13 protein-coding genes and 1 CRISPR repeat array are annotated in these 15,390 nt (G+C 39.0%); of the genes, 11 read left to right on the forward strand and 2 right to left on the reverse strand.

The window, feature by feature from the left end; all coding sequences use genetic code 11:
- Nucleotides 1-108: 108 nt before the first annotated feature.
- Nucleotides 109-837 (forward strand): Bax inhibitor-1/YccA family protein, encoded by a 729-nt coding sequence (locus tag AABK37_RS27205; protein WP_432554625.1) that lies wholly within the window; start codon nucleotides 109-111, stop codon nucleotides 835-837.
- Between the two features lie 224 nt (nucleotides 838-1,061).
- Here AABK37_RS27205 and AABK37_RS27210 read toward each other — a convergent pair whose 3' ends face one another.
- Nucleotides 1,062-1,928 carry a helix-turn-helix transcriptional regulator gene (locus AABK37_RS27210; protein WP_432554626.1) on the reverse strand — a complete coding sequence of 289 codons (867 nt, stop codon included), beginning with the start codon at nucleotides 1,926-1,928 and terminating at the stop codon, nucleotides 1,062-1,064.
- Between the two features lie 201 nt (nucleotides 1,929-2,129).
- Here AABK37_RS27210 and AABK37_RS27215 point away from each other — a divergent pair, with 201 nt between their 5' ends.
- From AABK37_RS27215 to cas2, 10 genes are all read left to right on the forward strand, one after another.
- A complete protein-coding gene (locus AABK37_RS27215; RefSeq protein WP_432554627.1) occupies nucleotides 2,130-2,393 on the forward strand; it encodes a DUF433 domain-containing protein in 264 nt (87 codons plus the stop codon).
- Complete coding sequence (locus AABK37_RS27220; RefSeq protein WP_432554628.1) at nucleotides 2,390-2,575, forward strand: DUF5615 family PIN-like protein; 186 nt, start codon at nucleotides 2,390-2,392, stop codon at nucleotides 2,573-2,575. The genes AABK37_RS27215 and AABK37_RS27220 overlap by 4 nt, the downstream gene beginning before the upstream one ends.
- A 333-nt stretch (nucleotides 2,576-2,908) precedes the next feature.
- Nucleotides 2,909-5,599 carry a CRISPR-associated protein Csc3 gene (locus tag AABK37_RS27225; RefSeq protein ID WP_432554629.1) on the forward strand — a complete coding sequence of 897 codons (2,691 nt, stop codon included), beginning with the start codon at nucleotides 2,909-2,911 and terminating at the stop codon, nucleotides 5,597-5,599.
- Between the two features lie 13 nt (nucleotides 5,600-5,612).
- A complete protein-coding gene (gene cas7d, locus AABK37_RS27230) occupies nucleotides 5,613-6,629 on the forward strand; it encodes a type I-D CRISPR-associated protein Cas7/Csc2 (RefSeq protein WP_432554630.1) in 1,017 nt (338 codons plus the stop codon).
- Nucleotides 6,630-6,783: 154 nt separating this feature from the next.
- Nucleotides 6,784-7,542 carry a type I-D CRISPR-associated protein Cas5/Csc1 gene (cas5d, locus tag AABK37_RS27235; protein WP_432554631.1) on the forward strand — a complete coding sequence of 253 codons (759 nt, stop codon included), beginning with the start codon at nucleotides 6,784-6,786 and terminating at the stop codon, nucleotides 7,540-7,542.
- Nucleotides 7,535-9,814: a type I-D CRISPR-associated helicase Cas3' gene (cas3, locus tag AABK37_RS27240; protein ID WP_432554632.1), complete on the forward strand. Its 2,280-nt coding sequence runs from the start codon at nucleotides 7,535-7,537 to the stop codon at nucleotides 9,812-9,814. The genes cas5d and cas3 overlap by 8 nt, the downstream gene beginning before the upstream one ends.
- A 146-nt stretch (nucleotides 9,815-9,960) precedes the next feature.
- Entirely contained in the window at nucleotides 9,961-10,806 is an 846-nt protein-coding gene (gene cas6, locus AABK37_RS27245) for a CRISPR-associated endoribonuclease Cas6 (RefSeq protein ID WP_432554633.1), read from the forward strand.
- Between the two features lie 13 nt (nucleotides 10,807-10,819).
- Complete coding sequence (gene cas4, locus AABK37_RS27250; protein WP_432554634.1) at nucleotides 10,820-11,413, forward strand: CRISPR-associated protein Cas4; 594 nt, start codon at nucleotides 10,820-10,822, stop codon at nucleotides 11,411-11,413.
- Nucleotides 11,414-11,483: 70 nt separating this feature from the next.
- On the forward strand, nucleotides 11,484-12,485 hold the full coding sequence (cas1d, locus tag AABK37_RS27255) for a type I-D CRISPR-associated endonuclease Cas1d (protein ID WP_432554635.1): 1,002 nt from the start codon (nucleotides 11,484-11,486) through the stop codon (nucleotides 12,483-12,485).
- Between the two features lie 22 nt (nucleotides 12,486-12,507).
- A complete protein-coding gene (gene cas2 / locus AABK37_RS27260; protein ID WP_432554636.1) occupies nucleotides 12,508-12,795 on the forward strand; it encodes a CRISPR-associated endonuclease Cas2 in 288 nt (95 codons plus the stop codon).
- Between the two features lie 212 nt (nucleotides 12,796-13,007).
- A CRISPR array of direct repeats spans nucleotides 13,008-14,695; the repeat unit is 37 nt; unit sequence GTTGAAATTTCACTAACTCCCTATTAGGGATTGAAAC.
- Between the two features lie 116 nt (nucleotides 14,696-14,811).
- Here the strand turns inward: cas2 and AABK37_RS27265 are convergent.
- Nucleotides 14,812-15,390 (reverse strand): ACT domain-containing protein (locus tag AABK37_RS27265; protein ID WP_432554637.1); only part of this gene is annotated, 579 nt, incomplete at its 5' end.

The raw sequence follows: 15,390 nt of genomic DNA on the forward strand, positions 1-15,390 counted from the left end.
TATAAATCAAGTGAGGAATTCCCCCATTTGTGAAATCACATAGCTCTCTTGATATGGTTCAAAATAGAAGTGAGCAGCACTGTTTTTCTAAAAAATTAGTTGTGAAATATGAGCAATACCAGCAATTTTCGTAACGCTATCCGCGAGGCTAAAAATCAAGCCCTCGTTGGTCCAAATGTAATTGCCAACGCCCTTCCCTACGTTGGAGGTGGACTGGTTTTAACAGCGCTGGCAGCTTACGGTGGTTTAGGAGTCATCCGTACTAACCCCGGACTTTTCCTGCCCACCGTCATTGGTGCGGTCATCCTGGAACTAATTCTGTTCTTTGTTGCCCAAAACGTTGCTGAAAAAGGCAACAAAGGCGTTGCCCTGCCCCTTTTGGCAACCTACAGCCTCTTGTCGGGATATACCCTTAGTGGCTTAATTTATCTCGCCTTGAGAACCCAAGGAGTTGGCATTCAAGGAATCGGTATAGCTGCCCTTGGTTGTGGTATCACTTTTATTGCCGCCCGTCAAGTCGGTTCAAATCTCTCTGACTCAGACGGCATGGCTTTGACTAAAACTATCAATTTAGGCATTATTGCCTTAGTGGTTGTTTGCCTAGCACAATTCGGGTTGTCGTTGTTCGGTGTTTACACGCCAAATTGGTTAGAAATTGCCATTTCCGGGCTGGGTGTGCTTTTATTTGTTGGCGCATCTGTAGTTGATTTCTACATCTTGCCGCGCACCTACAGCGATAAGCAATATCTGCCTGCGGCTTTGTCTATGTACCTTACCTACATCAATTTGTTTGTCTTTATCTTGCGGTTGCTAATTGCCCTCAATAGCCGCGATTAATTAATTGTAGGTATTGGAAATTAGATAATTAAATACATTTTTCCACCGTGGTTAGCCCTCAGCAGCCACGGTTTTTTAATTTGTGTGATATTTAGGAATATCTTATCGCTTTTGTGTCATATTATGCCCGTTAAATTAATAGTAATAAAAATATTGCAAACGTCGTAGAGACGTTCCACCGGAACGTCTCTACAATATGTATGATTTGCAATTTGTGTGACCAACTAAGAAGAAACTTCCAGATTGTAATGCTGGCATAAAGTTTTCAGTTTTTCTTTGACAAGCGATCGCACGCTATCCGGCGACACGACCACGCAATCAGGGGTATATTGCATTACTTCCCGAATAAACCAAAAAGTAAATGAAACGCTTCTCACGACTCGACGCGATCGCTCTTTTTCCGGTATCCATTCGTTGATTTTGTCTTCTGGTTTGGTTTGGTAGGCAAAAGCTAAACCACCAAATAAATGCATTTCTACATCTATCTGGGCTAACCCAGAATGCCATTCCCCAGAAATACCCATTACAGCAGCATCTTGAATCCGGTCGAGTCGCAAACACCAATTATGTCGCAATTCTTCCACATCTAAATTACCTTCTGTCTCCTCACACCAGCAATCTAGATATAGCCGCTTTTCGTGGGGTGTAACTTTTGCATGACGGATAGTAAAATTCCATACACGGTGCGCTGCGTCTTCATAGGAAAGCTGAAATGGTTGCTGACGCTGGATATAAGAGTCAACCTGCAAACGCCAAGCTGGGGGCGGATTTTCTAGGAAACCTTCGATTTCGGTTCGTAGTGGTGTTGATAGTTCGCTACGTTCCAAAAGTAACTTGGCAATTTCCTGTGCTTGCTCGTTTTGTCCGATGTCAATTAATGCACGCATCGCTCTGTCTAACGCTCGAATGCGGGTTTGTGACCAATCATTATTGTTACCTAACAGTAACTGACGGCGTGCGATCGCTTCCACCAACCTCGAAATGTTAGGACGCTCCCCCCAAGTCATCCCAAACTCTAGCGCTAGAGCTTCCAATTCAGCTTTATCGCGTTCTGATATCGACAGTGTTATCGACTGACCTTTTCGACTCATAAATAGAAAATTAGTATACGGACACTATTATGCGGACACATCTTGCCAACTTCTATTTTGAATGGCAATATAGGGATTAACAAGAGTTTACGGACACTACTTAAGGATACTTTGAAGTACAGTGTTTCTAGTTCGACACCAGGCTGAAAAGATAGATTTGTTAGAACATTAAATAAATAGGCAAAATCCAGAGGAATTGTAATGACTACGAATAATCTACTTTCTCGAATTTCAATCGACCCAAATATTTGTTTTGGTAAACCTTGCATTAAAGGACATCGGATTTGGGTTTCGATGATTTTGGATTATTTAGCTGGGGGAGTGAGTATTGAGGAACTTTTGGAAGAGTACCCTGGTATCGAAAAAGAAGATATTTTAGCCTGCATAGCTTATGGTGCTGAGATGAGCAAAGGCTATTTTGTTGAGATTCCCATAGGAACTAATAAGGAAGCTACAAAAAAGTGAAGATAAAGCTGGATGAACATCTTGCCAGTCTGCGGGTTGTTACATGGTTACGTTTGGCAGGACATGATGTAGTAACGGTGAGGGAGCAAAATTTAACTTCAACCCTGGATGAGGAATTAATTGAGATTTGCACTTCTGAGGGTAGGTGTTTAATTACTAACGACCGAGGGGAAATCGTTTGAAATATAATCCTTCCGATTATGCAGGGATTGTCATAATTCGTTTACCATCTCACCATAATTTTGATGATTTGCGAGAAGCGATAGACACTTTGGTTATTCGATTGGAGGAAGCAAAAATTATAGGCGCGAATTTTATATGAAGATGACTCATAAATTTGGCTGAACTAAGAATGTTGTAATCCACCAAATTGAAAATCAAATGACGCAAATATTTGTTTTGGGAAACCTTGATTCACAGACTACGCCTAGCTGTGTATCAAATATCCGTGTAATCAACAATCCCAAAGCATTGTTTTGATTAATAAACTTAATTGTGCATCAGAGTTTTTACTTATGTCTCAGCGTACTCGGCTTTTAAATCGTCCTCCGAAAAGTTTGGAGGAGCGTTATTTCAGCGAAATTCGTCCTAATTTATACGAGCTTCACGGAACCCATCAACAGGATGGTGTCAGAAAGGGGACAACTCTTGCGGAACATTTAGATTCTGCTTGTCAATTTATCCTTACAGTCAGCGCAATTGGCAAAGTTCCTGATGACAAGCGACGTGTTCTACTTGCTGCGACTGCGGTTCACGACTTGAATAAATTGGATAAATCGGAACGTAAGGTTAAAACTTTAGCTAGGGATAAGGTTTTTCTGCGGGAACAGTTGGAATTAGCGGGTGTATCAAGTTTTATTTGCACAGATGAGGATTTGGAGTTAGCGAGAAGGTTAATTGAGCGTCACTCCGGTCATAACGTCAGCGATGGAGCGAGATTTTTACCGGAAGAGGAAGGAATTGAACTTTGGGCTGCTATGATAACAGCGGCAGATTTGTTTGATTTGGGTATTTCTGAGTCTGAAAGATTTCGCAAGGTTCAAAATGAATTAACGGTTGCTTTTGATAGACCTTGTAATTTATTGCGTGTTCGGATTGCTGAGGATAGGGGTTATATTACTGCGCTTTTGTTGGGTGCATGTGAAGAGGTTTTACAAAAGCATGGATTAAAGCCTTTAGCTATTTTTCCAGATGGAGAATTGTTTGAGGGTGAGATTTTACCCAAAGATGATTTGACAACAGAAATAGCTGCGATTTGGCAAAGTAAAATTGACCAGGTTTTCGGTAATAATATTGAAAAGTTGGTGAGAGCAACTAAGGACGGTATTAAAATTTATCCGCAAGCGATTAAAGAAAATATTGAGGAAGTCTTGGTCAATGTAAATGCACTGTTGGAGAAAAAGAAAATAGGGTTTAAAGCCGATAAAATTGCCAAAGATGTAACTAAGTGGGGAGAAGCTGCGGGTAAGGATGCATTAGAGAAAGCAGTTGAATTAGGTTTACAACCAGTTAGGGATGCAGAAGAATTTGCTATTTCTGAAGGATTAAAAGCAGCATATCTAAGTTACCGAGAAGCAGGATTAAATCCTAAAGACGTTTGGGATAAGATAGCCAGTTATACAGGAATTTCTGAATTAAAACGTGCTGCACTAGAAGCATTTAATGGGCAATATGGTAGACCACTATTTGCTGCTAAAGCTGCGGTGAAAGGGATGGAAGGTATTCAAGATGCTTTGCGCGATTCTTTTCAAATGCGAAAGGAAAACTCCCAAAGTACAAAAGCATCGACAGCTTCACCAGAAATGATAGCAACTGTTGCCAGAGTTTTGAATTTACCAAATAGCAATTGCTTAATTAGAGTTGAGGATTTAGACGCTTATATTGAAGCAAATCCTAAACAACGTTGTTCGCTGGGTTCGACTTTTGGAGAAACCGACGAGCTAATTTCTGATAATATGCCACCGGGAACAAAAGTGCAAGCATTTTCTAATCGTTTACCAGGTGGAATTAGTGCAGAACCAAAAAGACAAGCTGACACAATTGCAGCTTTAGCGTATCAATTAATGGCAGTTGGAGCACATTTTCCCGCAGTCAAAAAACAAGACCCTTTGTATTTATGTTTTGCATTACCTAAAAATTCTTCTCCAGCGTTATTAAGAATTTGGCGAGAACGGATAGAAGAACTTGCAGCCACAAATGCTGAAGGTGGTACTGTTACTATTGACGAGTTGCAGCTTTATCGAGAAAGTATTTTGCAATTTAAACCGAATAAAGTTGTAGGTTTGGCATTTCCTAAACGTTCCGATTTTGTTCATAATAGTGTAATTATTCCTTTAGTTTGGGGAGATGGAAATGCAAGTATTGCTTTACTAAAATCTTTGCGATTAGCTTTAGAGATTTCCTTATCAACCGATTTTGGATTTCCTTTTACTCTGAGTGGAAATTTAGAAGTAGAACTGACTGATAGTGTGTACGGAAGAGTTGAAGGAATTCCCGCAACACTTCAACCATTGCTTAATTCCGGACAATATAACCGTCAAGAAGCAGAGAAAATATTACAGCAATTGCAATGTATAGGAAAATTAGCGATCGCAGTAGCGAGTATTCAGAAAGCGGATGATTGTTTGTACGATTTAGCGCGGACAATGGCAAGACCAATTGAACTTTATTATGTGCTGTTACGCTGGATTTTGCGCGAACAAGATGAACCAAATTTAGAATCTAATTGGAATCGCATTCGTGAACCATTAAATATTTTACTGGAGAGTCTTATGCCCGATGAAAATAAATTGTTAACGATATATCTTAAAGAAGCTGCTCAAATTGCTGCTGAAGCAAAATTACGCGGAAGTTCTTTTAAACGCACCTCGCTAACTGAACCTTTTACGGCTTTTACTTCTGCTGTTCGCGCTCAAAAATCTTACATGGATTTAGAGTTGATGTTTGCAGCTTTAGCCCAACAATATCATACTCGTTTAGACAGAATTCGAGAACATGGTGTAGGTGAGACTAAGCGCGTACAAGTAAAACAATATTATGACATTTTACGAAAGCTGTATGAAGAAGTTTATAACGCTCGTCCGGAAAAGCTTTTGAATGATAAAGACACGCTTGAAGCTGCTTATTTGTTCTTTTTTCAGGAAGCAAACCAGCAGCTGAAAAATCAAGCTGAAAATAATCCAGTCAATACTAGTGAATCTGTGTAATCAGGAAATCATCATGTCTATCAATAAACTCAATCAATTTTTAGCTAACACTTACGAAAATTTTCCCAAAGGTCGTTTTATCAGTTTAGTTGTTCTCAGAAAAACTTTATCTGAAACTATCTTTCGTACAGAAGGTTCTGGGGAACCAATATGCAGTGAATTTGTGCAAGCAGGAGTGACAGAGACAAAAGTAATTCAACGTTTAGTAATGACTAAACGCAAACAAGTTGCACCAGAAAGACGTTATGGAAGAGAACATTTAAGAGCGCATCAACTTTTACACATTAGTAAAGATAGTTCGCTTTGTTCGTTAAATACGAATTCACCTTGCGAAATGTGTATTGATTGTTTCCTATATGGTTTCGCTGCTGGTGGGGGTGGGGCACAAAAAAGTAGAATATGGACTGAAGATGCTTTTAGTCTTTTAGCTGCGAGTGATGTTTTAGGAGATAGAACGATTAACGCTATCTTTGAAAATGGAACAATGCGCGATCAAAATGGTAACGCATCAACAGCATTGAATACTAGCGAATATATCAAACCAGAAGTTCATTTTCTTGATGTTGTTACCCTCAAAGATGTCACTGCTGATGAATTGCGATACATCATTGGCAATATCTTGTTAACAACTCGCTATGGTGCTGTTTCTAGTCGTGTTGGACGGATGGAAAATCAAATATTAGGGGTTTTTGGCAGTATTACAGAACTTCCTAGTTCTTTGGAATTAGTACAAGCGGTTTATGATGCTTTACCAAAACCTTTAGAACATCCTTTTAATAGTGATGTGTTAATCGGAAAAACAAAGGAAGTTCTTTATAATTGGAAGAATAAGAGGGGTGTTTCGTTGCATTTATCCCAAGATGAGTTAAGTGCTTTAATTGCAGATGTGGATAATAGTTGGTCAGAAGATGAACGCGATAATTTTTTAAAGCGTTTAAATCAATCTTATGAACCGTTTCGTCAGGTTTCTGCTGAGTCCAAAAAGGGTAAAGGTAAAGGTAAAAAAACAGCAGTTGAAGCTGAAGCTTAATAATACCTTTGTTGTGATGCTGTGAGCGAAGCGGAATGAAGTATCTCGATTTATAACGAGAATATGAGATTGTTCTCTTCTCAAGAGCGGAGACGCTACACTCCGTTTCGCTCAAAATGACAAAATAGGGTCTTGTATACTTCCAATTTTACCTATGTCTACAATCAATTTCTCGAAAGCACGCTTGATAGAATTATGGTGCGCTGAACCAGTTTTTTTTGCATCTAGAGAGTTATCTGACACTTATTACACTGAAGGTGCAATTGGAAATTATGCTCTTGCTTATGCTTTTGGTTGGGTAAATTCTCCTTATCGTTTAAATGGTCAAGCAACAGGAAGACCAACATATAAAGAAGATTTCCAATCTTTATCAAATACTTGTTATATCTTACCAGCTTCACCAGTCAATGGCAAAGTAACTTATAGATTTGAAAGATTTAATGCTTTGTCTGATGCTTATTGGTATGCAATGACTAATAATCGTGTTGCGACTGCTCGTGAAGATTTAATGATACAGCGACAAGGCAAAAAACCGAATACATTTAGACCAAGTAATTTTCCCCAAACCGGAAAGTTACGAATGATTGAACGTGGGAATAAATTTCAAACTTTGGTATTTGGTGATAATCAATTACCTGATTATATTCGCGTAGGTAAATTCATGAGTAAAATCAAAGTTAAATTGTTGGATGAATTTGATATTACTCTGTTACCAGAAGGTGAATATCAATGCAAATATTATTTGAATATTGCAGATCTACCGTCAACTATACAGCCTTTTGCTTTTGATTTAATTTCTATGCCTCCTGCACCTTTACTTAAAAATCTTCATTTTCGTGGTGCTGCTTGGCAAATTGGAGAAAATACTATTCCAGCAGGTTTACATTTTTGTGGAGGAACAAACAATGAGTAATGAAAATTTGTTTATTACTTTTGAACCCCGGAGTATTTCAGCTTGTGCATCTTTACCTACAGAATTATCATTTATGGGTGATGCACTTCAACATCAAGTTGATGTATTTGAAAAGTCTCGTAATGCTGATATTATCCTTGATTTAGCACCTACTGGAACAGGTAAAACAAAAGCTGGATTAACTGTTTTAAAACATCAACCTCATAAAAGTGCTGTTTATATAGCTCCCACAAATGCACTAGTAGAACAACAAAGAGAAGCAGCAGAGAAGTTTATAAAAGATGCGGGTTTACCTCATGTGGTTAAATCGGCTTCTGCATCAGAAGTTAAAGAATGGTCTAATGATAAAGTTGGGAAACGTTCGGGAGAAAAACTATATAATGTTCTTCGTAATCCAGCGACTATTTTCCCTGAAGTAGGTGCTAATCGACCAATTTTATTAATCACAAACCCGGATATTTTCTACTATGCTACTTTTTTCGCTTACAATAAGTTAGATAGAGCAAATATCGCTACAAATTTTTACACCAAGTTTTCCACAGTCATTTTTGATGAATTTCATCTATATGATGCCAAACAGCTTGTAAGCTTACTATTTTATCTTGCGTTTTCTCATATATTTGGATTTTTCCAAAACGGGAGACGAGTTGTACTTTTAACTGCGACTCCAGAAAAAGCTTGCGAACTAGCTTTGGAAACTCTGCAACATAAAGGTGTGAGAATTATAAAAATAGATGGCGAAAGTGATAATACAAATCTTTTGCCGTCACAAACATCTGTGAACTTAGAATTACGACCAAAGCCAGATAAAAAAGATGATTTTATATCTAATTTATCAATTGAAGTTGTTAAATACTTTCAAGAATATCCAGACAAAAATGGTGCAGTAATTCTCGACTCTAAAGACAACATTAATCGCTTGGCTGATATCCTTTATAATAAAGGACTTGGTGGTGAATTTGGCAGAATTACAGGTTCGACACCACAAGCTGAACGTCAAATAGCTGCACAACGTCAGATAATTTTAGCTACCAGCACAGTTGATGTCGGATTCAACTTTGAAAGAAACCCCCAACCAACAAGACAAAACTTAGATTGGTTGATATTTTCTGCACGCGATCGCGCTGCATTTTGGCAGAGAATAGGTAGAGTCGGACGTGTTTTGGGTAAGTCACAAACTAATGTACCATCAGAGGCGATCGCATATTTACCTGATGATGCTTGGAAAGAGGGTTTATCTTCGCTTAATGTAAATGGAGGGAGAGAAGCACTTAAACAAGTTATTGATAACATTCCTTGTCTCGATAAACCATTTTTACACGCTTATTGGCGTTCTGAAGCATTTTTAGAAATTGCTCGTCCCTTATTAGAATTAGAAGACAGATTCAAGGAATTGCCAGAAGAAGTATTAATCCTCCAACTTTTTCAAACATTACAAGATATATTCGGAGGAAACCGCACTTGGGAAGATTGTCGCAAGCGGATAAAAGTTTTACAGGGTGCAGAAAATATTGCTGCGGCATCAATTGAAGATATCCAGAAAAAATGGAAATATATTTCTGGTGGACAAGCATTTGTCGCAAACTTTATCAAAACAAACTTTCCGGAAGATTGGGAAGATATCAAAGCTAAACGTTCTAGTTTGGATGATTATGAAGAACAATTTCAAAAAGACCGTGAAGCAGCTACCGAATTAAAAGAATTTGCAGAGATTTTCAAAGCTAGTTATGCACCAATCTTTCAGTTTCGCGATGGTTTATTTGCAAATATAAAAATTCTCGATCCTCAAGGTTTTATGCTGGATGAATCAGAAGAGACATTTTTAGACCCAATTCATCTTTTACGTTACTATGAATTTGCGGAAAATGGCGAGTATATAGAATTGAAAAATCGTGCATTAAAAACTTACGATTTGAATTTTCGTCTCAGCTATCACGATAACCTGCAAGACTTTGTAAATACCCAGCTTAACAAGTTGACTGCATTCAAAAACTGTCGCATTCAACGAAGCAAAGGTGGTGCAATATCACCAACACCATTACTTAAAGTATTAGAAAAAAATCTCTTGCCTGGAGTGATTATTTGCCCAATAACCAATGTAGCAGCACTTTACCAACTACGCAAACAAGGAATCTTTTCTTATCCTATCACAGTTGTATGTAACGATGCTCAGAAAAATTACGAATTATTACCAGGATTAGCGGGAATTTTAACTATGGCAATGAAATTTCAACAACTACGTCTTCCAGATGATGAAGCTTTTATTGTTTAAATAAAAGTGACTTTAGAGGCATCCTTATTTTATGACTTCAGTTTGGTTTGCAAACAGTATAGTTTGAGCGATGCTTAATTTCAATAGATATCTAACTTTACTCTATATAGTTAAGGGTGACTCAATCTAATATCAAAATAAAAAATATGCCTCATAGTTTAGTTTTAAACATTGTTCCCAAGTCAAATATTTACCCCAATTATTTAACAGGAAGACATTATCACGCTCTGTTTCTCAATCTTGTCAGTTCTGTAGATAAAAGTTTGGGTGATATGCTCCACAATTCTACCGCAGAAAAGGCTTTTACTCTCTCGCCGTTACAAATTAGTGATGTTTCTTCCCTAAAAAAGAGGGGAGAATCTCAAGTTTTACAATGGCAGTATCAACAACCTATCTCTTCGGGAACTCTTTGTTGGTGGCGCATTTCTCTACTTGATGACACTTTGTTTAGTAAGCTGACTCATCTGTGGTTAAACCTCAACCCCAAACACCCTTGGCATCTAGGTTCTGCCGATTTGCATATTACTAGCATTCTCGGAACACCTCAATCTACACAACCTTGGGCAAATGCATGTACTTACACGCAATTGTATGAACAAGCAAGTGAAAGCTCGCGCATCCTTAATTTTACCTTTGCTACACCCGTAGCTTTTCGCCAAGGAGGATACGATACTGTTCTCCCTAGCAAAGAATGTGTTTTTAACAGTTTGCTTTCACGTTGGAATAAATATAGCGGGATTGAATTTAGTAATATCCCTGTCGAATCAATTTATCCCAGCTTTTTTAAGATTCAGACTGAAGTTGTGAGCAACTATGACAGCAAATTCATAGGTTGCATTGGCGAAATTAGCTATCGCATTCTTGGAGACGTTGAGCCAATAGCAATTAAGCAAATTAATGCTTTGGCAGACTTTGCTTTATATGCAGGAATTGGGCGAAAAACAACGATGGGTATGGGGATGGTACGTCGTTTTTCCGGAAATAAACATTAATACAAAAAAATTTATGAATGAGATCGATTACATTCCTATCGCTGCATTAAATCAACATGCATATTGCCCCCACCGTTGTTGGCGGATGTTTTGTGCAGGTGAATTTGTTGATAATCAGTACACAGTTGAAGGCACTAGTTTGCACGATCGCGTCCATACTGTAGGTGATGGATATCGAGAAGAAACTTGGCAACTTAGGGCAATTTGGTTGAAGTCTAATAAGTACAAACTTATTGGAAAAGCAGATTTAATTGAATCAGAAAATGGTGAATTATATCCAGTTGAATATAAGCGGGGACGCAAAGGTGAGTGGGATAACGACGAGTTACAAGTTTGCGCTCAAGCACTGTGCTTGGAAGAAATGATGGGTAAATCTATCACTACTGGCTATATTTATTACGCGCACTCTCACCAACGCCAATTAGTAGAAATTAGCGAAAAATTGCGCCAAACTACTATTGCCACAATTGATGCAGTGGAAATATTGCTAGTTACAGGAATTATGCCAAAAGCTGTGAAAACAAAACGTTGTGATGGGTGCAGCTTGTATTCGCAATGTTTACCACAAGCTTCTGAAAAAGTAGGACGCTATCAAGAAGCTTATTGATTTTAAATTTGATGTTTCATAGTTCATCGCATTTACAACTCAATTGTTGATTATTTATTGGAAAATTATCATGGGTACAGTTTATATCACTCAAGAAGATTGTTTTATCGGGAAAATCGATGAACGCTTAACTGTGAAATTTGATAAAAAGTTAATTTTGGATGTGCCTCTAATCAAAGTAGACGGAGTTGTAGTTTTAGGACGCGCTACTATTTCTCCAGCTACAATTTATGAGTTACTTCAGCGCCACATTCCCTTGACTTTTTTGACAGAATATGGACGTTATTTAGGCAGGTTAGAACCAGAAGTGACCAAAAACCTTTTTGTGCGTAAAGCGCAATGGCAAGCAGCAGGTGAATCATCTCAAGCTATTCATCTAGTTCAAAGTTTTGTACGCGGTAAACTGAAAAATTATCGCAATATTCTTATTCGTCGTCAGCGGGATACGAACCTAGATTTATCTAAAAATATTCAACGCATCGAGCAAACAATTGCACCGATTGACACTACTCAAAATATCAATTCTTTGCGTGGTTTAGAAGGTGCGGGTAGTGCAGCTTATTTTGGCTGTTTTAACCAACTGATTCGCAATCCAGAATTTGAGTTTTCTGTGCGCGATCGCCGTCCCCCGAAAGATCCTGTCAATTCCTTACTGAGCTTTGGGTATTCTTTACTACGTCACGATGTACAAGGGGCAATTAACATTGTTGGTTTTGATCCATATTTAGGATATCTGCACTGCGAACGCTACGGTAGACCTTCGCTTGCATTGGATGTCATGGAAGAGTTCCGCCCTTTGGTAACGGACGCGGTAGTACTTTCCGCATTAAATAAGCGCTTTTTTACACCTGCTGACTTTGTAACTGAACCGTTAAGCGGTGCTGTGTCTTTGACTCCATCCGGACGAAAGACATTTCTGCGTTTGTATACACAAAAGAAACAATCTGAATTTAAACATCCTGTGTTGGGACGTAAATGCAGCTACCAGGAAGCGTTTGAACTGCAAGCGAGATTGCTGGCAAAGTATTTAATGGGAGAAACCGAGAAATATCCACCATTAATTCTCAAGTAAGCACTATTCGTAGAATCTGCCAATGAATGTTGTTGTCTCTTACGATATCTCAGAAGATAAGCGCCGCACCAAAATCCATAGCATCCTCAAGTCTTACGGACAGTGGGTGCAGTATAGTGTGTTTGAGTGTCAGCTTACAGATACTCAATATGCTAAACTGCGATCGCGCTTGAATAAGTTGATAAAGCCTGATACCGATAGCATTCGTTTTTACTTTATGTGCGCTTGCTGTTTTGGTAAAATTGAACGTATCGGTGGTGAAGCAGTTCGGGATGACAGCATTTTCTTTGCTGATGGCGCGGATGGGTAGGTGTACAAAAAACGAGTTTCACAAAAATGCTTGAATTCTTACTCACACAAGGGTTTATGGCAGTTCAACTCTTAAAAACGTCCGCGCTCCTTGTCTAGAAAGGGTTTTAGCCGTTTAAGCTCAAGCAAAATGCTATTTTTCGTGTTACGATTAGCCCATCCGCGCTCAAGAACCTTGAAAACCAAATATAGACTAGTTTTCTGGCTCCCGCTGTTGAAATTTCACTAACTCCCTATTAGGGATTGAAACAAGTGATGACACCAGCTTGTCGATGCCAATTGTGAGTTGAAATTTCACTAACTCCCTATTAGGGATTGAAACTTGGGGTCGTCAGTACGAAGCACCATTGCATTTGTTGAAATTTCACTAACTCCCTATTAGGGATTGAAACTGAAGACTTGAGAAGACGATCGCTGCTCAATAGGTTGAAATTTCACTAACTCCCTATTAGGGATTGAAACGAGACCCCCAACCGTGGAAAGCTCGTATCTGGGAAGTTGAAATTTCACTAACTCCCTATTAGGGATTGAAACATCCTACCCACACCTTTCCAAACAGCAAAAACTAAGTTGAAATTTCACTAACTCCCTATTAGGGATTGAAACAGACGAAAATCCAGAAGATAGGAACAATAATGAATGCGATGTTGAAATTTCACTAACTCCCTATTAGGGATTGAAACCAATTTTGTCCAGTTTTAGTGCAGGGGACGAAAGTTGAAATTTCACTAACTCCCTATTAGGGATTGAAACATCTTCTGATAAAGCATCAATAGCGGCTTCCTCAAAGTTGAAATTTCACTAACTCCCTATTAGGGATTGAAACAATCACATCATAATTAGCAATGATGCCCTCATCCTGTTGAAATTTCACTAACTCCCTATTAGGGATTGAAACTTGAGAGTATCTTTTTCTGAATTCATCGACTCAATGTTGAAATTTCACTAACTCCCTATTAGGGATTGAAACAAAGAAGTTTTCCCCAGTGGGAATCTGCATGGGAGGTTGAAATTTCACTAACTCCCTATTAGGGATTGAAACAAATTGATTGAATTGATCTACAACTGGCAGATCCGAGTTGAAATTTCACTAACTCCCTATTAGGGATTGAAACGTCTAAAAAAATATTGCCAACATAAACACTTTCGTTGAAATTTCACTAACTCCCTATTAGGGATTGAAACATTCTCGCCTTGTGCCTCCCAAGATATTCTCGCCGTTGAAATTTCACTAACTCCCTATTAGGGATTGAAACTTTGGAAATAATTTGTTACCCCCCAAACCCAGATTTTGTTGAAATTTCACTAACTCCCTATTAGGGATTGAAACAATATCTGGCTTGAGTCCAGGTATTTTATAAATGTTGAAATTTCACTAACTCCCTATTAGGGATTGAAACGGATATTGGCAGGTAACAGCCGAAGAAGCAACACGTTGAAATTTCACTAACTCCCTATTAGGGATTGAAACAAGTTCTGGGTGACTTGGCATTCGATACGACATCGTTGAAATTTCACTAACTCCCTATTAGGGATTGAAACGAATATCCTTGCATGGCATTGATATTTTGCGCTTGGTTGAAATTTCACTAACTCCCTATTAGGGATTGAAACTGTTGAACTCTCCAGACGGTGTCCCCTTTGTAGTTGTTGAAATTTCACTAACTCCCTATTAGGGATTGAAACAAACGTCCAAATTACTGGGGAAGAAAAGGCAAAACGTTGAAATTTCACTAACTCCCTATTAGGGATTGAAACTGTTTGACAAACTCTACATGTTTGTCCCTAAACCGTTGAAATTTCACTAACTCCCTATTAGGGATTGAAACAATTATTGCCGCTGCAACCTCCGGCTTGAGACGATGTTGAAATTTCACTAACTCCCTATTAGGGATTGAAACCATGCGATCGCAGCGGTGCTGAACAGCAAGCAAGGTTGAAATTCCACACGGTTGTAGAGACATTCCGTCCGGAACGTCTCTACGACGGTTGGTGATAATTTATTTGATTGCTAAAATTACGCTGGCACTACAAATTTTTCGCTTCCTGCAAGCCCAAAAGCAGCGTGAATGACTTGCAAAGCTTTAACACCTTGTTCTTTATCCACGACACAGCTAATTTTAATTTCTGAAGTGGCGATCATTTGAATGTTAATTTTATGTTGAGCGATCGCCTCAAACATTTTCGCAGCAACTCCTGGTTGTCCCACCATACCTGCACCAACAATACTCACTTTGGCGATCGCATTATCCAAAACAATTTCACCCCAGCCAAATTCTGACGCTGCTTGTTGCAGCATTTTCTTTGCCGCTTCTCCATCCATCCTCGCAACGGTGAAGGCGATATCTCGTCTGGGAACACCATCAACTACCCGGCAGCGCTGAGATTGGATAATCATATCCACACTAATGTTGTGTTGCGCTAATAGTCCAAACAATTTCGCTGCCATCCCTGGACGATCTGGTAGTTGACGAATCGCCAAACGCGATTGGTTCATGTCTAAAGCCACACCACGGACGGGGGGATGGGGGGAGAGGGGGAGGGGGAGCGAGGGGGAGGGGGAGAGAGGGAGAGGGGGAGAGGGGGGGGACAAGGG

This window comes from Tolypothrix sp. VBCCA 56010 (genome assembly GCF_050875635.1).
Classification (GTDB): domain Bacteria; phylum Cyanobacteriota; class Cyanobacteriia; order Cyanobacteriales; family Nostocaceae; genus Hassallia.